This is a genomic window from Alteromonas gracilis (assembly GCF_002993325.1).
GTDB classification, from domain to species: Bacteria; Pseudomonadota; Gammaproteobacteria; order Enterobacterales; family Alteromonadaceae; genus Alteromonas; species Alteromonas gracilis.
In genome coordinates, this window is the sequence record NZ_PVNO01000002.1 from 258,213 (window position 1) to 278,542 (window position 20,330).

A 20,330-nucleotide genomic window follows, 5' to 3' on the forward strand; every position below is an offset into this window, starting at 1 on the left:
CGTAAAGACGTTACCTGAAATTTGACACCGGTGTCAACAGCGTGTTAAAAAAACGTAGATAAGAAATTAATTAACAGGTGGTTGTTTTGTCTAATAAGTACTTAAAAGCTGTTTCGATGAAGCTTTTGCTAAGAACGACGTTATTATCATTGTTTTGCTTACCTTTATCGAAAGGGTACACGGAGGATAGTAGCTATCATCAATACATAGATCCGCTAATTGGCTCTGAGGGCTTGGGAAATGTATTTGTTGGCCCTAGTACACCTTTTGGAATGGTAAAGCCTGGGCCTGATATTGGTACCCATAGTAATAGTGGTTACGATCCGGATTTGACAAAATCTTTGGTCGGCTTTAGCCAAGTGCATGTTAGCGGAACCGGTGGCGGCCCTAAATATGGAAACATTTCCGTGATGCCGTTTTCGGGCAATGTCGAGTCAATCGATCAGAGCAGTTTACGCACGAATGAGCAGGCTCAAGCGGGCTATTATGCAACAGTGCTGACCAAGTGGGATATAAAAGCAGAACTGACCACTGCTGAGCGCGCCGCGTTTCATCAGTACACCTTTCGAGATACAGCTCACAATGCAATAAAAATTGATGGAGGCTTTTTTCTAGGGGAAAACCCGGTGCCAGATGCACGAGAAGCGCAGCAGTTTGTCGGGTCAGAGGTTGACGTTTTATCTTCCACTCAAATTCAAGGATATAGTCGTATACGCGGTGGTTGGAACAATGGTAATGCCTATACTGTGTATTATCACGCAGAATTAGACCAACCTTGTGATCGTTTTAGTACATTTAAAGGAGAGACTTTATATCCCTCTGTAAAAGAGCAATTTGATTCCGGCGAGAAAACAGGGGGGCTTTGTTTTTTCAGTGATCATCAGCGAAAAACGGTGAAGATGAAGATAGGCATTTCGTTTATTAGTGAAGCTAAAGCAGCGGAAAATTTAAGAAATGATATTCCTCACTGGGACTTTAACTTAGTGCGTCAGCAAACTGAGCAAAAGTGGGAGAGGTTGCTGTCCAGGATCGAATTGGATTCGACAGCGAGTGTTGAACAACGGAAGATGTTCTACACGGGCCTTTATCACACAATGCTAATGCCTGTAGACCGCTCAGGGGAAAACCCTTTGTGGACCGCCATGCCATATTATGACGATTTTTATGCTATCTGGGATACGTTTCGCACATCCTCCCCCCTTCTTACAATCATCGATCCCGAGCGCCAAGCCGATATCATCAACGGCATGTTAAATATCTACAAGTATGATGGGTATTTACCAGAGGGGCGAAGTGGAAATACTAATGGCCGCACCCAAGGGGGCTCTAATGCGGATATTGTCATTGCCGATGCCTACGTTAAAAATCTTCGAGGGGTAAATTATCACCTTGCCCTTAAAGCTATGATTAAAAATGCCACTGTTGCACCGGGTGGAAACAGTGAAAAAGAAGGGCGCGGTGGTTTGCCAGACTACAATCGTCTCGGCTACGTTTCTACTGATTATGTGCGCGCGGGAAACAGAACATTAGAGTACGCCTATAACGATTTCGCGCTGGCTACGGTGGCTAAAGGGTTGCATCGAATGGGGGAGTATTATCGCTTTATAGAACAGGCCAATAATTGGCAAAACCTGTGGCGCAATATAGAACATGATGGTGCACGTGGTTTTATTATGCCAAAAGATGTTAACGGAAAATGGATAGACGAAATCCCGTGTGACATTAAAGATGGTGTGGCCACGCGCGTTAGCTATACGCCCATTGCACAAGACTGGCCTAACTGTGTGTGCTGGTGGTGCGGATTTTTCTACGAAGCGAGTTCGTGGGAATACTCGTTTTATGTTCCGCATGATATTGCTGCAATCATAGAGAAGAGCGGCGGCAGCGACGCTTTTGAATCTCGCTTGAACACTTTCTTTGAGCACAATTATTACAACGTCGCTAATGAACCCTCATTTTTAACGCCCACGCTATATCACTGGCTGGGTAAACCTCATTTGAGTTCAGATAGGGTGCGCAAAATAGTTCAAGAGCATTATTCTAGCAAGCGCGATGGCCTCCCTGGTAATGATGACTCTGGAGCAATGTCGTCGTGGCTTGCTTTTCATATGATTGGGCTTTTTCCAAATGCAGGGCAGCCTTACTATTTAATTAATTCTCCGCAAGTGAAGTCGGCAACGTTGCATGTTGAAGGAGGCAATACCTTTAAAGTGATAGCAGAAAATTACAGCGAAAAAAACCGGTATATCGTTTCTGCCACCTTAAATGGCAAGCCATTTCACAACACGTGGATAAACCACTCTGAAGTAATAAAAGGGGGAGAATTAAGATTGAAGATGGCAGCAAAGCCTTCAAATTGGGGAGAGGGCAAGTTCCCGCCCTCACTAACCACCACTCAGAAATAGTCAAAACCAACGCCTGCACGTACCTTTAATACTGGTGCGTGTCGGCCGCTAAATTATTACTTTACGCTAATAAACACAGGGTTGCTGTAAAACCATAAATCAGCCCAGGGATCTTCTCCTGCCGTGTCTATCTGTGGTTCCAATTCATTCTTATTATTAGTACCTCTGATGCGAACATACTGTGCGTGTTTTACCGCTTCAATGTCCATCTTTATCGTACGAAACTGTCCATCCACATACCAGTCTTTTGATGTAAAGCGATGAACTACTGGGGACGGCGTTGCAGCTACGTCGCTATTGATCATGCCAATAATCACGTCTACCCGTTCTACACTAGGGTTTTGACGGCCAAAATTAAGGGCGTCAGGGTCGCGAAATTTGATTTCTATAGAGCTTGTTTCGCCTGATTTTATTTCTATAGTTTCCCCAATATCTGCTGCTTGGCCCTTTTTATTACTGACTTTAACCGAAAGTGAATCAATTAAATCTCCGGTAGTTGCAAACATTTTCCCTTCTCGCATCGCCTGCATTATATCGTCGTATTGTTTTCTCGCGAACACATAGGTTTTTGAATATTCACCAGGCCAAAAGTCGGTTCGCCCCTCTGTGTAGTGCATATGGCTATCAGAAGTGGCTGTTATCCACCAGCGTCTGCCTTCACTCAACAGACTGTCCCAGACGCCGCCGACCACGGCCGTCATTTGATCAAAACCACCCATTGTTGGAAAGTCGTTATATCCGCCCCTTAATCCACTCTCTCGAGTGGAGCCGTCGGGGTTGAGTGCATTGGCTTGGTGGCCGGGGGCGCCTTCCATGCCAATAACGACATCAGGTGCAGTGTCTTGCCATTTTCTTAGTTTTTGAGGCGTGACTTTTTTGAAACTAGAGAGCTTTTCAGCCAAGCGAGCCGGGTGGTTTACAATCAAAATAGGTGGTTTTTGTTCTTCCTGCATTGCTCTGAGCGCTTTAAGCATAAACTCATCTGTATCTCTAGAGGCGGTGTCAGGCTCAATTTCCCTTCTATTAAACTGCGACTCTAACCGGAAAAGCTGTTCTGCTTCAGTCTCGCTATAAGGGATAATTAAGCTGCAGTGACGAGCGCCAGGTGTGTCGAACTCCATGCCGTAAAACTGTAACACCTCAGGTGTCGCTTTTCGCGAAGCGACAAGCTCTGGATAGGCGTGTTCTAAGTTAACGGAACTGTGCCCAGGGCCACCATGATCTGTGGTCACCATCCAGCTCAAGTTATGATGCCTCGCCATTTGTGCGTATAGCGCAGTGGCATACTGCGCATCGCCCCGCAATATAGGTGTTGGTGGAGTCGTGCTCCAGTCCCACCTAGCACTGTATTTACCATGGATATGATGATCGCCCGCAAGCCATGCTGGCCTAGGCTCTGCTTCTGCTAGGGAACGGCTTGATGCAGACGTATTGTGCGTATTGCTGTGGGTACTTTTACACGACACAGTGAATAAAGAAGTGAGTAGCATAATGAAGTAAAACAAAGGGTAGCGCATTGGAAGGGCCTTTAGCGTTCGTTGCGAAAAAAAGTAGAGCGGTTCACAGATGCAAAAAGGGAAGCATAAATCAACAGCTCTACTATAACTACAAATAGAAAAGGCGCCGGAAAACAAGGCGCCTGTCATCGTTAATTATTTATAGCTAACTAAAATCTATAGGTAGCACCTGCCATAAATGTTCTTCCGCTGGTCGTTGTGTTGTACTGACGGTCACTGGAGTCACTATATTGTACTTCCTGTTCGTCCGTTAAGTTGATGCCCTCAATATTCAACTTCAGCGACTCGTTTACTTGATAAAATGCTGAGAAATCCACGTAGGTTGTTTCGTGGAATCCGCGTTCATCTTCATCACCAAGGCCCGCTTCTACACTGCTGATATATCTATCTCGATAGGCTGCTGAAACGCGCGCTCCCCATTCGTCAGTCTCGTAATAAAGGGTTAAGTTATAGCTGCTTTTCGATAGGCCTTGAAAGGCTTTAACTTGATCCTCGCCACTTCCTTGCACATTTCGATACGTACTGTTGCCGTCAGCCCATGTATAGTTGGCAATTAGACCAAAGTTCTGAAACGGCTCAGGTAAGAAATCGAAGTCACGTTGGAAAGCGAGTTCGAAGCCTTTGATGGTCGATGAATCTGAATTTTGAGGGGTCGTCACGTTAAATTGCGTAGTTGGCGTTCCGCCATTTGGCAATAAGCTATTTGGCAACGATAGTTCTTCAAGGGTTTTTGTTTGTGCTGCAGTCTCGGTAACAATAAAGTCTTTGATATCTTTATAAAATACCGCGACAGAAAAGTAACCAACACCGTCAAAATAAGACTCCAAAGAGGTATCAATGTTCACAGAAGAATAAGGCTTTAAGCTGGGGTTACCAATAGTGACAGAGCCGATATCTCCTTCTGATAGCGTAGCTTGAGATACTCTAGCGGACACTGATAAGGCACTTAAAGAAGGACGCGTCAGATTTTTACTTGCGCTAAAGCGAAGTAACACATCTTCACTTACTTCATAAACCACATTAAGTGTTGGTAAAACGCCGGAATAGTCGCGAACCATAATAATATCTTCACCGCCAGAGATACCTTGTGAGGTCAACTCAGTATTGTAATAGCGAAGACCCACGCTTCCTCTAAAATTGGCGTCGTTTAGCATACTATCCCAGCTATACATACCATAGAGGGCTTGGGTTTCTTCTTCGACATCGTATGCAAATGTACTGACAACCTTATCTTCACCTAATGAAAGATTAGACAGACCATAAAACTCGTGTATCTTCGCCATATCAAGCTCGAGCCAATTTTGATCTGGGTGGTCTGAGTAAACGTTGGTAACATCAGATGAAATTGTGGTTACACCGTTGTTAAGTGGGGTTTCTTTACTTTGAACATAACCTGAATCTTGTCTACGTTCGCCCGTGTTCGAGAATTTTTTATAATTGGCGCCGAAGCTAATGGTTCCTGTATCGCCAACGAAGTACTTAAAATCTACCTTGGCATTGTCGAAATCGTTTGTGATGTAGTCTTCTTGGAAATACAAATCTTTAACTAGCCAGCCTTCAAGGGAAGCAGGGTCAAAATCGTAAGTATTTACACCGTAAAAGCGGTCTTGAGTAAAATCTGTTGTTATACCGCTGCCAGGTCGCATAAGGTTGGCTTTGTTGACCTTGGGCTGGTCGTAGTCAGAAGAACTTGTACCAATCTGTGCGTTTGCTATGAAATCCTCTGAGATGTTCCAGTCAACACTGAAAGTTAGTTGAGTGAAAACAGACTCATTGTAATCTTCTCGAGACTCTGTTCTTATCGTGGTATCAGAGTAACGTCCATAAACGACTTCTTTATCGCCATTATTGTCAATGAACTCTAGCTCCTCCACGCGGCCCAAAGCCGTACTGCTAGAACCCCCGGTCGAAATGTGGTGCTCATCAAGCGTATTATTTAGCTCACCGCGCAGAAAATCTAAGCTAATATTTAAATCATCAGAGGGGCGATATTGCAAAGACGCCGTTATACCTAAGCGCTCTTGCTGGTTATTCCATACTGAGTATCGATTACCTCTTGAAAACCATAACTCACCGTCTTCGAGTAATTGAGCTGTATTGGCATCTAGACCTTCATTATAGTTTGAAGTGCTTCTTTTACGCCATCTATAGGTGTTATAGCCGAATTCGCGAGACTCACGTGTGCTATAGGCGACTGACGCTAGCGCACCGAAGTTGTCCCATGTGTTTGACAACATCCCAACTAAACGATTATCAAAGTTATCGGTATTGGTGTTGGTGCCACCTTGAACACCTACTACACCTTTCATTCCTGTAAAGTCGAAAGGCTTCGCGGTTTTTAGATTAACAGTACCGCCTATACCGCCTTCTTCTATTTCGGCCGAATATGACTTTTTAACATCGATTTGATTAAATAGCTCTGATGCAAAGATGTTAAAGTCGAACGCACGTGAGCGGGTAACCGCGCCGCGACTGTCCATAGGAGATGACGAAGACCCCAAAGCCTCCATGCCATTCACTTCAACGCGTGTGAATTGTGGGCCCATTCCTCGAAGTGATATTTGGCGGCCTTCACCGCCTTCTCTTGTGATAGCGATGCCCGGCACACGCTGTAAGGAGTCGGCCAAGTTTAGGTCAGGAAAGTCTGCGATGTCTTCTGCAACAATAGAGTCTTGAGCAACCAAAGACTCTCGTTTTAAATCTTTAGCTTTTATTACTGCACTGCGAAAACCTTGGACTTCTACTACTTCTATTGATTCTTCATTTTCTTCTTGAGCAAAAGCAGGTAAAGCATAAAGTGTATATAGTGCGTGAGCCACGCTTAGCGCGACTGCGGTTTTTACGGTTTTATTCATTGTTATCTCCCATTAACATTCCAGCAACATAAACTTACAAGGTTTATGACACCGGTGTCAATTGCTTAGTAGGGAAATTTTATAATTTTTTAGAATTAAGTGATAAAGCGGCGTATTTGGATTGTCTTTAACTCATAGAAGAACTTTGACTACAGAATGTGCATCATATTCTGGAGTAATTATTCGTTACATGGCTTGGACGACAGGTGTAAATTAGAAAAAGCGTTCCTTTCAAGAAGTGTTGACACCGGTTGCATTAGGTTTTTATAAACTAGTTCCGTCTGGAACATATTTCAAACTACGTATGTTAGAGTGAGTCGGCTAGGGTTAGAAGTTTAGTAAATATTTCTACCCTAACTCTGATATTTCAACAGGTGTTTTCTGTGTATTCAAATGAGCCGGCGTAAACTCTTCACAGTTCATATTGCGCTGTTCCATAAAGCGTTTAACGGTATCTGCGCAGTACGCTTTACGGCAGCATTGAGACAGCAGCATTTCATGACGCTGTACACGTTCGCGAATAAACTTAACCACTAAGCCTCTTAGCCATTGTAAACCGGCATCTTGGTCTTGACGTTTATGCCACATAACCGATAGCGGCGAACTAACGATCTCTACAGGTGTTTCGAACACCGCCAGTTCACCTGAGAAAATCTCTTTTTCCAAAACTAGTGAGGGCGCTACGCAAATAAGGTTGCTCTCTTTAAGCAATGGCGCGGCGTTGTGAAATTGATTCACCGACATGGCTACACGGCGTTTGAGACCTAAATTTGCTAATACTTGGTCAGTTGGCCCGCTTACATCGCCTGTTACGGAAACTAATAAATGATCAGCGGCCACAAAGTCTTCCAAACTAAGTTGAGACTTCGCCAACGGGTGATCCGGCCGCATGACAACAACCCAGCTTGGGTCAAGAACATGTTCGGCTCGAATGACAGAGCCAGGCTCTTGATACTTGGAAAAAGTCAGTTCGGCTTCAGCGTCTTTAAGGATCTTATCCGTTTCCATATCATAATTTGGAATTGCATGGATATTGATACCAGGCGCTTCATTTTCAATAACTTTGCGTAGCGGCCCCCACACCATCGATACAATACTGTCGGTGGCGGCTATACGAAAGGTACGTTTAGCCGTTGCAGGGTTAAAGTCGGTTGGGTTTACGGCAACTTCAAGTTCTCCCAGCGGCCCTTGAATTTGGCTCCATAAATTTTTAGCAAACGATGTTGGCTGAATACCTCGGCCATCTTTCACAAATAATTCATCATTCCAGGCGGTGCGCATGCGTGATAGCGCATTGGAAACGGCGGGCTGCGTCATAGATAGCCTATCTGCCGCACGGGTTATTGCCCCTTCAGTCATAATGGCATCAAAAATCATTAATAAATTTAAATCATGTGGACGCATCATCGTCTCCAAATATCGTTTACGAATTAGATATAAACCAAACCTTGTTTAAGGCTTGCGAGCAGCTTTTGTTTTATCTCACTTCTTTTGTATCAGCTTAGTAGTATGTAGATAGATATTCCTACTCAATTCACGCTTCGTTTAGATGCTGATATATATCAGCTTTTTCATTTCAATTAACACCTGGCGGTACTTCAGAGCTTTTAAATAGCTTACCTAACACCGGTTGATGTTAACGCTTTATAAACGCTGCTTTAACGTTATGTTTTCCAGGCTTTATCGCTTCATTAACGCTTTTAATGCGCCATTTCTCTACGCGTCAATATATAACATCATGTGATGTGTTGCATATAAAAAGATAATTATTTTTATTCTTTGAGGGTGTGCATAATGCGCGGCATCAAAATTTAGTTTAACTTTTTAGAGAATCTTGCGATGAAAACTTTTACCCGTTTATTGGCAATAGTCAGCCTAACTGCGCTAGTCGCTGCATGCGGTGGCAAGCAGGATCAAGGTCAATCTATGAGCGCCACTGCAAATACTGGTGTGCCTGTCGATGTGGCCACCGTAGTATCTCAACGTTTAACCGAATGGGATAACTTCACAGGCCGTTTAGAATCGCCACACATTGTTGCACTTCGTCCACGTGTATCGGGTTATATCGACTTTGTTGCGTTTGATGAAGGTGAATATGTAGAGCAAGGTCAGACGTTATTCTTGATTGATAACCGTACGTTTAAAGCGGAAGTAGACCGTCTGACCGCACAGCTTGAAGAGGCGAAAAGCCGTGTTCAGCTTGCTGAGCAAAACTACAACCGCGCATTCAAACTACGTGAAACCCAAGCGGTATCTGAAGAGGTGCTTGACGCTCGCCTAGCAGAAAAGAATCAAGCATTAGCAAGCTTAAATCAAACACAGGCTGCACTTGAAGTGGCGCGCTTAAACCGCGGGTTTGCAAGAGTTGAAGCGCCTATTTCAGGCCGTATATCTCGTGCCAATATCACGGAAGGTAACTTTGTTACTGCAGGTCAAACAGAACTCACTCGTATTGTTTCTACCGATCGACTTTATGCGTATTTCGATATTGATGAACAGACTTACTTAAATTATTTAAGTGGTAATAAAAAAGCATCAACGGCAGTAAGCGAGCAGCCAGTAGGGATGCGTCTAGCAAATGAATCAGACTACAACCACTGGGGGCAGATTGATTTTATCGACAACCAAGTGAACGGCAGCACTGGCACACTTCGCGTTCGCGCCGTATTTAACAACGAAGATGGCCGTTTAATTCCTGGCTTGTTTGCGCACCTTAAACTTGCGGGAGATACAGACGAACAGGGTATTCTTATTAAAGAAAAAGCCATTGGTACAGACCTTAACAACAAGTATGTATTGGTGGTTAACGACGAAAGTAAGGTTGAATATCGCGCGGTTAAGCTAGGTGACAAAGTGGGCAGCATGCGCATTATCACTAGCGGCCTAAATGCCAACGACACCATTGTAGTTGACGGCTTACAGCGAGTACGCCCCGGTGCACAAGTGGCTGCTAACGAAGTGCCTATGGGCAATGAAGATGCGCTAGCAAACTTATCTAACTGGCAGGCCCGCGTTGATAATGCATCACAAGTCGCTCAAAACATGGCGCAGGTTGAAGATGTTTTATCTGGTGGTTCAATTACTACAGATACAGCAACGGCAGGTCTTAAGTAATGAACATATCGCAGTTTTTCATTAGCCGCCCGATTTTTGCGGGCGTGCTTTCACTACTTATTTTTATTGGTGGTGCCATTTCGGTATGGCAGCTGCCAATTACCGAATATCCAGAAGTCGTGCCGCCTACTGTTGTGGTAACTGCAAGTTATCCTGGCGCTAATCCAGAAGTCATTGCTGAAACCGTTGCAACACCGCTAGAGCAAGAGATAAACGGTGTTGAAGATATGCTGTATATGTCCTCGCAGGCAACAAGCGACGGTCGTATGACGCTAACGATCACCTTCGCTATTGGAACCGATCCAGATGATGCGACTACTTTAGTACAAAACCGTGTTAACCGTGCTACACCACGACTGCCGCAGGAAGTACAGCGTTTAGGCGTAGTTACCGAAAAGTCTTCGCCAGATCTAACCATGGTGGTGCACTTAACGTCGCCCGATAATCGTTACGACATGCTCTATCTGTCTAACTATGCCGACCAGAACGTGAAAGATGAATTGGCGCGCATTAATGGGGTAGGGCAAGTGCGTTTATTCGGGGCAGGTGAATTCAGTATGCGTGTGTGGCTAGACCCAAACAAGCTTGCTGCGCTTCAGTTAAACCCAGGCGATGTGGCTGCAGCCATTGCAGACCAAAACCAGCAAGCGGCGGCAGGAAGCTTAGGCGCTCAGCCAACGGGAACCAGTGAATTTCAGCTGCTTATTAATGTTCGCGGACGGTTAAAAGACGAAGCTGAATTTGAAAATATCATAGTCAAGTCGGGCGAAAACGGTGAAATTACTCGCTTAAAAGATATTGCACGCATTGAGCTAGGTGCTGACAACTATGCGTTGCGTTCGCTGTTAAACAATAACCCGGCAGCGGCTATTCCGATTTTCCAGGCACCTGGCTCGAACGCTATTCAGATTTCAGATGATGTGCGAGCACGTATGGCCGAGCTGTCTAAAATGTTTCCAGATGGCCTGGAATACGACATAGTCTATGATCCAACGGTATTCGTGCGTGGCTCCATTAAAGCAGTGGTTGATACCCTGTTTGAAGCTGTATTGCTTGTTGTACTGGTGGTTGTGCTGTTTCTTCAAACATGGCGTGCGTCTATTATTCCGTTAGTTGCAGTACCCATATCATTAGTGGGCACCTTTGCTTTCATGCAGCTCATGGGGTTCTCACTTAATGCCTTGTCGCTGTTTGGCTTGGTACTAGCAATTGGTATCGTGGTCGATGACGCCATTGTTGTAGTGGAAAACGTTGAGCGAAATATCGCTGAAGGTAAGTCGCCATTCGACGCAACCGTTCAGGCAATGAAAGAAGTGACTGGGCCGATTATTGCTACTACGCTGGTATTGGCTGCTGTATTTATACCAACGGCTTTCATGAGCGGCCTGACCGGGCAGTTCTATAAGCAGTTTGCGCTTACTATCACTATTTCGACCGTAATATCTGCAATTAACTCGTTAACACTTAGCCCTGCTTTATCTGCTCTACTATTGAAGCCTCACGGTAAAGCCAATGATTGGCTAACTCGCACCATGGATAAAGTGTTTGGTCGTTTTGTATTCGCGCCATTTAACCGTGTATTCGAGCGTGGTTCGAAAAAATACACAGGGGCGGTTGGCGGCTTAATTCGCAAAAGTGGCATTGTGTTGGTGTTGTATGCGGGGCTTATCGCACTCACTTATAATCAATTTGCGACTACGCCTACCGGATACGTGCCAGGTCAAGATAAGCAATACTTAGTAGCCTTTGCACAACTGCCTAATGCGGCAAGCTTAGACAGAACCGAAGAAATCATTCGCGAAATGTCTCGAATTGCCATGGAACACCCAGGGGTATCTGATGCCGTAGCGTTTCCAGGCTTAAATATTAACGGTTTTACTAATAGCCCAAGTTCTGGAATTTTATTTACCCCGCTTAAGCCTTTTAGTGAAAGACAGTCGCCAGAATTATCTGCAGGTGCCATTGCCGCAAAACTCAATCAGCAGTTTGGCTCGATTAAAGGGGCTTATGTCGCTATTTTCCCACCACCACCGGTAATGGGGCTAGGCACTATTGGTGGCTTCCGCTTGCAAGTGGAAGACAGAGGTAATTTAGGATTTGAAGAGCTAGAGCGTGTAACCCAAGAAGTGATAGGTAAAGCGTGGGCGCACCCAGCGCTTACTGGCTCGTTCACGAGCTTTACCGTTGCAGTACCGCAGCTAGATGTAGATGTAGACCGTGAAAAAGCGGTAAGCCAAGGGGTAAATATTGATACCTTGTTTACCACGCTTCAAGCCTATTTAGGCTCGCTGTATGTCAATGACTTCAACTTGTTTGGCAGAACCTATCAGGTTAATGTTCAGGCTGATGCCCAATATCGTCAGGAAATTGGTGATATTACCCAGTTTAAAATTAGAAACAGCCAAGGTGAAATGATACCGCTAGGCTCATTCCTAGACGTTCAACATAGCGCCGGTCCAGACCGAGTGATGCACTACAATGGCTACGTTACTGCCGAAATCAACGGTGCCCCAGCGCCTGGCTATTCGTCAGACCAAGCGAAAGCGGCCATTGAAGAAATACTGGCTGAAACCTTGCCGCTCGGAATGACCTATGAATGGACTGAGCTAACGTATCAGCAAATACTGGCAGGTAATGCATCAGCGTTCGTATTTCCACTGGTAGTGCTTCTCGTGTTCCTAGTGCTAGCTGCACAGTATGAAAGCCTTCGTTTACCACTGGCAATTATATTGATAGTTCCTATGACCTTATTAAGCGCCTTAATAGGTGTGCAAATTTACGGTGGCGACAATAATATTTTCACCCAAATTGGCTTGATAGTATTGGTAGGCCTTGCCACAAAGAACGCCATTCTTATTGTGGAGTTTGCCAAAGAATTGCAAGACAGCGGAATGGACGCACTTTCTGCTATCAAGGAAGCGAGCCGCTTACGTTTACGCCCAATCTTAATGACATCAATTGCCTTCATAATGGGGGTATTGCCTATGGTTATTTCTACCGGAGCTGGTGCCGAGATGCGCCAGGCGATGGGGGTTGCCGTATTCTCAGGCATGATTGGCGTAACCTTCTTTGGCTTAATTCTTACTCCTGTATTTTACTATTTACTGAAACGTAAAGGTTAACTCTCCCGTCTACCCAAGCGTTGCCCTCTTAAGGGGCTCTTTAGGCCACTCGTTTGAGTGGCCTTTTTTTTGCCACCATTGGTCAGCTTTTATCTCGTATTGCATTATCTAAATGCTTATATTTCACTGCATCCTTAACACAAAGTTAAAAAGTACAGCAGATAAACGGAGGTTCCAATGAAAATAGGTGCAGCAATAGTAATGGCGCTCGGCATGGTGATTGCGGTGTCTTTACTTGGCGTTCAGGTATCGTCTGCCATGAATGATATGCAAACATGGGATAGGGTAGTTACCGTAAAAGGATTGTCAGAGCGAGAATACATCGCTGACCAAGTGATTTGGCCTATTCAGTTTGTCGACGCAGGCAATGACTTACCTCAGCTGTATGAAAATATTGAGAAAAACAGCATCAAAGTCACAGATTTTCTTAAGGACAAGGGTATTTCTGCTAAGAGTATAACCATTGGCAAGCCTGAAATTAACGATAAACTTGCACAACAATACGGGAGCGGTGAAAGGGCGCCGTTTCGCTACAGTGCAATCCAAACAGTAACGGTTTTTTCCGATGAAGTAGAAAAAGTACGTGAATTAATGCAGCAAATTGGTGAATTAATCAAAACCGGTACTGTGCTATCAGATCAAAGTTACCGCGCACAGCCTGACTATGTATTTACCCGATTAAATGATGTGAAGCCGGCGATGATTGAAGAGGCTACGTTAAATGCTCGTGAAGTTGCCGAAAAGTTTGCCTCAGACTCAAACAGTACATTGGGAAAGATAAAGCGCGCTAATCAAGGGCAGTTCAGTATATCGAGCCGGGATAGCCATCACCCTCATATTAAGAAAGTTCGAGTTGTTTCTACCATTGAATACACGCTAGTAGACTAATATTCATGCTATGCTTTAAGTACGAGCAGCGTGTGAAGACTTTTTTACTGCATTGTAGATTGCTGATGCTGACGCAAAGAGCACACGCTGAAGCTTTGTAGTTTAAAAATAAACCTTTTTGTGTTTGTTTAATAAAATATTTACTGAACATTACTGCTAATGTCTACTGGTTTGATGCGTGCTAATGGGGTTTAATCTCCGTTAGTGCCGCGCTATCGAAAGCCTGATACTAAGAAGGTGGAACGTCTGAGATGACAGACCCAAAAACGCACGCTCAGCAACTGGAATTTTTTGAAATTCCTAGCCCCTGTGTTGGTGTCTGTGAGTCTGGTCCACGAGGTTTTTGTAAAGGATGTTTTCGAAGCCGAGATGAGCGTCTTTACTGGCTTAAAGTGGATGACGCTACCAAACGGAAAATAATCAGCGCATGTGTACGGCGCAAAAAAGCCGTAGTGGCTAAGAAGCGTAAGGCCCAAGCTGAGCAAGGCGAGCAGAGGGATCAGCAGTACCCTTTGTTTGATTCGCCGTCATAGATAAGTTAAAAATTAAAAGAGACTGAGATTTAATACATGTCGTTAGATAAGTATGTTGCTTTTGCCGCGAAATCATTTACGTTACCCGATATTTGCGTGAGGCTGCGTGCTACGCTTGACGACCCCCGTTCTAGCGCTGAAGATATCGGTCAGCTTATCAGTGCAGACGCGTCGCTAACTGCTAAAGTACTGCGTTTAGCGAATAGCTCTTTATTTCGTTTCCCGTCCCAAATTGAGACAGTGTCAAAAGCCATAAGCGTTATCGGTGGAGAAGCGCTTTACAATTTGGTCATGGCTGAAACAGCCACAACGGCTTTCAAGCACTTTGACAATATTCTTATTAAACTAGATAAACATTGGTATCAATCGGTTTACTGCGGCATGCTCGCGAAAAGCCTTGCAATGCGACTTAATGTTCGCGGCGCAGAACGTTTCTTTGTTATGGGTATTCTTCAAAACCTAAGCGAATTGGTAGTGGCAAAGAAAGAGCCTCAGCGTTACTACAATTATCAGAATGCTGAAAAGGGAGATTTACCACATATTGTCCAGTTAACGCATTTCGGTTTTACGTTTGCGCAATGCAGCGGTATCATACTCGAAAATTGGCACTTACCTATTGGCTTGTACTACCCTGTATCCTTCATGAATGATGAGGCAAAGTACGCGTCTGACGTGGACGTTTGTGTGCTGGCATTGGCTAATCGAATAACGTTTAGTCAGCTAGATAAAGAAAATTACGCAAATATTGAACTTTTTACGCCAGAAATAGCCAATACGTTAAGTCTCGACATGGAAGTAATAAGTAATTCAATTGATTACGCTGAGCAAGAAACAGCAAAAATTGCTTCACTTATTAACTGAGCTTTAATAATAAAACCCCGTTACTTCATCGACACACTGCAAGAACGTTGAAAGCTCTCCATAGGATTGGACTAACAAGCGTCGTTTTAAGACGTAATCTAAGAACTATAAAAGCTTAACGTAAATCAGATTATGTTCACGAAAATCCTGCTAAGCATAGCTATTGCTGTTTTCTTTTTAAGCGTGTGCGCTTCAGTAAAGGCCAGAGATCTTATCGAAACACTCTATCATGCCGACTTTACTCCTGACACTGACGATGAAATTCCCCGTTTTACTCTCGATGGCGAGCTTGGTGTATTAGTTAACACCGGTAATACATCTGCTGCCAGTGTGAAAGCAGCGGTGAATGCTGATCATGAAACTGAAAACTGGAGCAGTGTTTATTTTGCTGAACTGCTTTACAAGGAAAGCGGAACAGCGAATACGCAGCGTGATATCAGTGCTCAGCGATTTTATACCAGTGCCCAATTCGACTATAAACTTCTAACCCCTGGCCGCCGTCTTTTCATGTATGGCGATTTTGAAGATGACAAATTTACTGGGTACGATCATCGAGCCTCGCTGGCGGCGGGTTGGTCGCAGCGAGTTTGGCGCAATGAAGACAGTGAATTTCGCTATAGCGTGGGGCCAGGCTACACGTTTATTGAGGCTGAGGAAGATAACGATAGCCTTGTAAACGACGGCATTATTGTGCGCGCTTCAGCTGAGTATAAATACCATTGGAGTTCGGGAGCGAAACTAAGGCAGTTCGTAAGCACTGAAGCAGGGGAAGAAAATACCAAGTCTCGCTCCGAAACCTCGCTTTCCGCGAACGTGTTCGGTTCATTAGCAATGAAATTGTCATTTATATTAAGTCACGAAACCGACACACCAGAAGACGTCGCTGCGCTCAGCACGGAGACATCAGTTGCCTTGGTGTACCAGTTTTTTTAGTTAATTAGTGTAAATTTCGCCAGTGAAACCGGCTTTTTGTCTATTCCGCATTGACTAGAAAGGATGAAAATGTAAACTGCGCAGCACATCGATAATGGTAGCTGCTACTTTGCAATGCCTTCTAAAAGACTACGTTAAAATTCGCGTTGTACCGCCTTGCAGTACCAAAGGTTTCGTGTACGACTAATGGACCGATAATCAATAGGATTGTTCAATGAAAAAGCAAGTGCTTGCATCTTTAATTGCAGTTTCTCTTTCTCCAGCTGTTTTCGCTCAAGATGATGAAGTTAAGCCTTTTACAATGGAAGGTGAATTGGGCTTCATATCAACTTCAGGTAACACTGAAACCACGTCAATCAGTGCAGGTATTCAAGCGCATCAGGAGCTTGAAAGTTGGAGTAACGATTACATTCTTAAAGGTCTTTACAAGCAAGAGACAGTAGAAGGTGATGATGGAGAAGATATTGAATTCACGTCAGCACAAAAGTTCTTCGGTTCAGCACAGGGTAACTACAAGTTAGAAAACCCAGATAATCGTTTATTCGGCTTTGCATCATACGAAGACGACCGTTTCAGTAACTTTAATTACCAATCTACTATCGCTGCTGGTTGGAACCAAAAGGTATTAGAGAATAAACGCCATACCCTTGAATATTCAATCGGTCCTGGTTACTCGTTTATTGAAACACAAGACGGTGAAAACTTAGATAGCGTTATTGTTCGTGCATCTTCAGCCTATTCGTGGAAAATTTCAGATACCGCTAAGTTCACACAAACAGTGAGTACGGAAGTAGGTTCTGACAATACTAAATCTCGCGCTGAATCAGCGCTTACCGCAACGATTAGCGGCAACCTATCCATGCGTTTGTCTTTCAAACTTGACCACAACACTAATGTTGAAGACGATGTTGAGAAGTTAGATACAGAGACCGCAGTAAGCCTGGTTTACAATTTCTTTTAAGCCAGACTCGAAGGAACAAAGGCAGTTAAAAATGAGCTGTCTTTCAATGCTTCTAGATATGAAAGTTAAAAAAAACGCTGCATAACATGCAGCGTTTTTTTGTAAAAGACACCTTGCAGTAGATGTATCATCAAGGTGTTGTTGGTATCGCTTCTAATGAAGAATACGTGTTTTGATTGTACCGTCAATTTGTTGTAGTTCAGCGAGGGCTTCATAGCCGCGGTCTTCTTGCACATCAACAACCACGTAACCGATTTCTGAATTGGTTTGAAGGTACTGAGCTTCGATGTTGATGCCTTTCTCTGCAAATGCTTGGTTAATTTGAGTAAGAATACCGGGCTGGTTTTTGTGTACATGAAGCAGGCGTGAACGACCCGTATGCTCAGGTAACGAAACTTCAGGGAAGTTAACTGCCGACAGCGTAGAGCCGTTGTCGCTGTATTTCGCGAGTTTTCCAGCGACTTCTATACCGATATTTTCTTGTGCTTCCTGCGTGCTTCCACCTACGTGAGGAGTAAGAATGACGTTATCGAACGCGCGAAGTGGCGATTCAAATTCTTCCGTATTAGATTTCGGCTCAACAGGGAATACGTCAATTGCCGCGCCGTTGAGTTGTCCGCTCTCCAGTGCCTTTGCAAGCGCATCAATATCAACCACAGTACCACGAGATGCGTTAATAAGAATGCTGCCTTTTTTCATTTGTGACAGCTCTTTTTCACCAATCATGTCTTGAGTTTGAGGCGTTTCAGGAACATGCAGCGATACAACATCAGATGTGCTAAGTAGCTTCTCTAGTGACTTCACTTGAGCCGAGTTACCTAATACAAGTTTGTCTTCAATATCGAAAAATTGAACGCGCATGCCAAGGTGTTCAGCAAGGATACTAAGCTGCGTTCCAATGTGGCCATAACCAATGATGCCTAATGTCTTACCACGCGCTTCATATGAGCCAACGGCCGTTTTTTCCCATTCTCCACGGTGTGCTTTGGCGTTTTTGCTAGGTACTTGGCGAAGTAGAAGAATAATTTGTCCAAGCACTAATTCTGCTACTGAACGTGTGTTCGAGAATGGCGCATTAAATACTGGGATGCCGCGGCGCTGTGTCGCTTCAAGATCAACCTGGTTTGTGCCAATACAGAAACAGCCAATGGCCACTAGCTTTTGCGCAGCATCAACCACTTTCTCTGTAATTTGCGTGCGCGAGCGAATACCTACAAAGTGAGCGTCTTTGATTTTCTCGATTAACTCGTCTTCTGGAAGAGAGGTCTTGAGAAATTCAATGTTGCTATACCCATTGCTTTGAAGTGTTTCTAAGGCACTCTGGTGAACACCTTCTAACAACAAAATTCGGATCTTATCCTTCTCTAATGAAACTTTGCTCATGAACTCGCTATCTCTCACTGATGTAATTTGGTTTACTTGAATCACTAAAACACGTGCTTCAGACGTTTGTTAAAGGCTTCTAACGGTATTGCAGCTTAGCTATTTCTCGCTTCACTTATCAAAGCTGTTTTTAGTCTGAAATGTAGCGCTACCACGCTTTTAATTCCGTCGGTTTTGCTTTTCGTCGAAGCTAATGGCTTCGAGGAACAAGAATACCTACTTTCTTTTAAAGGACATCTAGACGTCTAAACGGAAATTAACAGAAAACGTATAAAGTTAAAAGCAGTTTTTGTTTAGCTTTTCACCACAGGTGTTGCACATACGCAAAAAAGTAATGAGCTGCATCACCTGCATAGAAGTCTTTTGCTTACTTCTAATGGTGTTTACTTAAAAGTTTCGACGCCACTCTCCGTTGCGCTAAGTACAATGTCAGCACCGCGCAGCGCAAAAATTCCGTTGGTTACTACGCCTGGAATGTTATTAATTTTCTGCTCTAGCTCACGAGGGTTTAATATCTCGAGATTGTGCACGTCTAAAATAACGTTACCATTATCGGTCACAACGCCTTGACGATACTCAGGGTCTCCGCCCAGTTTGACCAACTCGCGAGCAACAAAAGAGCGAGCCATAGGAATAACTTCAACCGGGAGCGGGAATGAGCCCAGTACTGGCACACGCTTACTTTCATCAACAATACAGACAAAAGTCGTGGCGGCACCTGCAACAATTTTCTCGCGAGTGAGTGCGGCTCCACCACCTTTGATCATATGCTTATGTTCAGTAACTTCATCTGCTCCATCGATATAAACAGATAAGTTGCTTACTTCATTAAGTTCAAATACTTCAATACCAAGTGCTTTCAAACGCTCGGTCGAGGCTTCTGAGCTTGAGACTGCACCTTCAATTTTATGCTTTATCTTGCCAAGTTCTTCAATAAAGAAGTTGACGGTAGAACCTGTACCCACACCCACTATGCTGTCAGACTCAACGTAGTCGATGGCTGCTTTGGCTACGGCTTGTTTCTTTGCGTTCTGATCCATGGTCATTCTCCGGCTTATCGTTTTTGGCAGTGTAACGTATATGCGTAAACGCTCCCACATATAAGTCATCACATTTTGATATCGTGAATATTAAGTGTTGTTGAAAATTAACGTCCTAGTCGGCGTGACAATGGCGTCTAACGGCACGTCCCAAGGCGCAATAGGTAATGATTTGACCTCTTGGATATCGTGAGCAATACCGACAAGCTTTGGATTGTTAGGGGATAGTTGATCATGAGAGTGCCGTTTAGTTCGGGTAAACGCTAGTGTTCTGTCATAGTAACCGCCCCCCATGCCTAGTCGGTTTCCTTTAATATCAAATCCAACCAAAGGCATAAGAATAACGTCACATTGTGACGTTGGAAGTACGTTTTGACAGGATAGTGCAGGCTCGTTGATTTTATACTTGTTCTTCACCAGTGCAGTATGGCTGGAGTAAAAAAGAAAAAGTAAGTGACCTTTGCAAACGGGGTGAAGTACGGGCAACGCAAATTGTTTCGAAGGGGTGCTCTGCCACTGCGAGGCAATATAGGGGCCAAGATCGACTTCGCCATCGTTTACTAAATAACCGGCTATATTGCGAGCGTGGTTTAATAAGGGCAACTGATGTAGTTGCTCCGCTATTCCACATGCGGCCTCCTCCTGTTGAACTGCGCTTAACGCGCGGCGTGCTTCTCGAAGCTCTTTTCTCAAGGCGGTGCGCGATTTCAATATTTGT

14 protein-coding genes are annotated in these 20,330 nt (G+C 44.2%); 8 read left to right on the forward strand and 6 right to left on the reverse strand.

Annotation, left to right across the window (positions count from 1 at the left end; all coding sequences use genetic code 11):
* The first annotated feature begins 86 nt into the window (after positions 1 to 86).
* A complete protein-coding gene (locus C6Y39_RS01865; protein ID WP_205664117.1) occupies positions 87 to 2,405 on the forward strand; it encodes a GH92 family glycosyl hydrolase in 2,319 nt (772 codons plus the stop codon).
* 56 nt (positions 2,406 to 2,461) lie between these two features.
* On the opposite strand, the gene C6Y39_RS01870 is transcribed toward C6Y39_RS01865, so the two are convergent.
* The 3 genes from C6Y39_RS01870 to C6Y39_RS01880 all read right to left on the reverse strand — a co-directional run bounded on the left by C6Y39_RS01870 (position 2,462) and on the right by C6Y39_RS01880 (position 8,181).
* Positions 2,462 to 3,922 carry a CehA/McbA family metallohydrolase domain-containing protein gene (locus tag C6Y39_RS01870; RefSeq protein WP_105929624.1) on the reverse strand — a complete coding sequence of 487 codons (1,461 nt, stop codon included), beginning with the start codon at positions 3,920 to 3,922 and terminating at the stop codon, positions 2,462 to 2,464.
* 149 nt (positions 3,923 to 4,071) lie between these two features.
* Complete coding sequence (locus tag C6Y39_RS01875; RefSeq protein WP_105929625.1) at positions 4,072 to 6,777, reverse strand: TonB-dependent receptor; 2,706 nt, start codon at positions 6,775 to 6,777, stop codon at positions 4,072 to 4,074.
* 348 nt (positions 6,778 to 7,125) lie between these two features.
* Positions 7,126 to 8,181, reverse strand: a complete 1,056-nt coding sequence (locus C6Y39_RS01880) for a LysR family transcriptional regulator (RefSeq protein ID WP_105929670.1) — start codon at positions 8,179 to 8,181, stop codon at positions 7,126 to 7,128.
* Positions 8,182 to 8,616: 435 nt separating this feature from the next.
* Between C6Y39_RS01880 and C6Y39_RS01885 the strand changes: the two genes are divergently transcribed.
* The 7 genes from C6Y39_RS01885 (at position 8,617) to C6Y39_RS01915 (ending at position 17,189) form a co-directional block, all read left to right on the forward strand.
* On the forward strand, positions 8,617 to 9,891 hold the full coding sequence (locus tag C6Y39_RS01885) for an efflux RND transporter periplasmic adaptor subunit (protein WP_105929626.1): 1,275 nt from the start codon (positions 8,617 to 8,619) through the stop codon (positions 9,889 to 9,891).
* On the forward strand, positions 9,891 to 13,013 hold the full coding sequence (locus C6Y39_RS01890; RefSeq protein WP_105929627.1) for an efflux RND transporter permease subunit: 3,123 nt from the start codon (positions 9,891 to 9,893) through the stop codon (positions 13,011 to 13,013). The genes C6Y39_RS01885 and C6Y39_RS01890 overlap by 1 nt, the downstream gene beginning before the upstream one ends.
* Before the next feature lie 177 nt (positions 13,014 to 13,190).
* Positions 13,191 to 13,901, forward strand: a complete 711-nt coding sequence (locus tag C6Y39_RS01895; protein WP_105929628.1) for an SIMPL domain-containing protein — start codon at positions 13,191 to 13,193, stop codon at positions 13,899 to 13,901.
* Positions 13,902 to 14,152: 251 nt separating this feature from the next.
* Positions 14,153 to 14,434 carry a DUF1289 domain-containing protein gene (locus C6Y39_RS01900; RefSeq protein WP_105929629.1) on the forward strand — a complete coding sequence of 94 codons (282 nt, stop codon included), beginning with the start codon at positions 14,153 to 14,155 and terminating at the stop codon, positions 14,432 to 14,434.
* 36 nt (positions 14,435 to 14,470) lie between these two features.
* Entirely contained in the window at positions 14,471 to 15,295 is an 825-nt protein-coding gene (locus tag C6Y39_RS01905; RefSeq protein ID WP_105929630.1) for an HDOD domain-containing protein, read from the forward strand.
* A 132-nt stretch (positions 15,296 to 15,427) separates the two neighbouring features.
* Positions 15,428 to 16,228: a DUF481 domain-containing protein gene (locus C6Y39_RS01910; protein WP_105929631.1), complete on the forward strand. Its 801-nt coding sequence runs from the start codon at positions 15,428 to 15,430 to the stop codon at positions 16,226 to 16,228.
* Positions 16,229 to 16,442: 214 nt separating this feature from the next.
* Complete coding sequence (locus C6Y39_RS01915) at positions 16,443 to 17,189, forward strand: DUF481 domain-containing protein (protein WP_105929632.1); 747 nt, start codon at positions 16,443 to 16,445, stop codon at positions 17,187 to 17,189.
* Positions 17,190 to 17,342: 153 nt separating this feature from the next.
* Here the strand turns inward: C6Y39_RS01915 and serA are convergent, their stop codons facing one another.
* The 3 genes from serA to C6Y39_RS01930 all read right to left on the reverse strand — a co-directional run bounded on the left by serA (position 17,343) and on the right by C6Y39_RS01930 (position 20,323).
* Positions 17,343 to 18,572, reverse strand: coding sequence for a phosphoglycerate dehydrogenase (gene serA, locus C6Y39_RS01920; protein WP_105929671.1), 1,230 nt, complete (start codon positions 18,570 to 18,572; stop codon positions 17,343 to 17,345).
* Between the two features lie 383 nt (positions 18,573 to 18,955).
* A complete protein-coding gene (gene rpiA, locus C6Y39_RS01925; RefSeq protein WP_105929672.1) occupies positions 18,956 to 19,612 on the reverse strand; it encodes a ribose-5-phosphate isomerase RpiA in 657 nt (218 codons plus the stop codon).
* Between the two features lie 90 nt (positions 19,613 to 19,702).
* Positions 19,703 to 20,323, reverse strand: coding sequence for a 5-formyltetrahydrofolate cyclo-ligase (locus C6Y39_RS01930; protein ID WP_167390600.1), 621 nt, complete (start codon positions 20,321 to 20,323; stop codon positions 19,703 to 19,705).
* Positions 20,324 to 20,330: the final 7 nt, after the last annotated feature.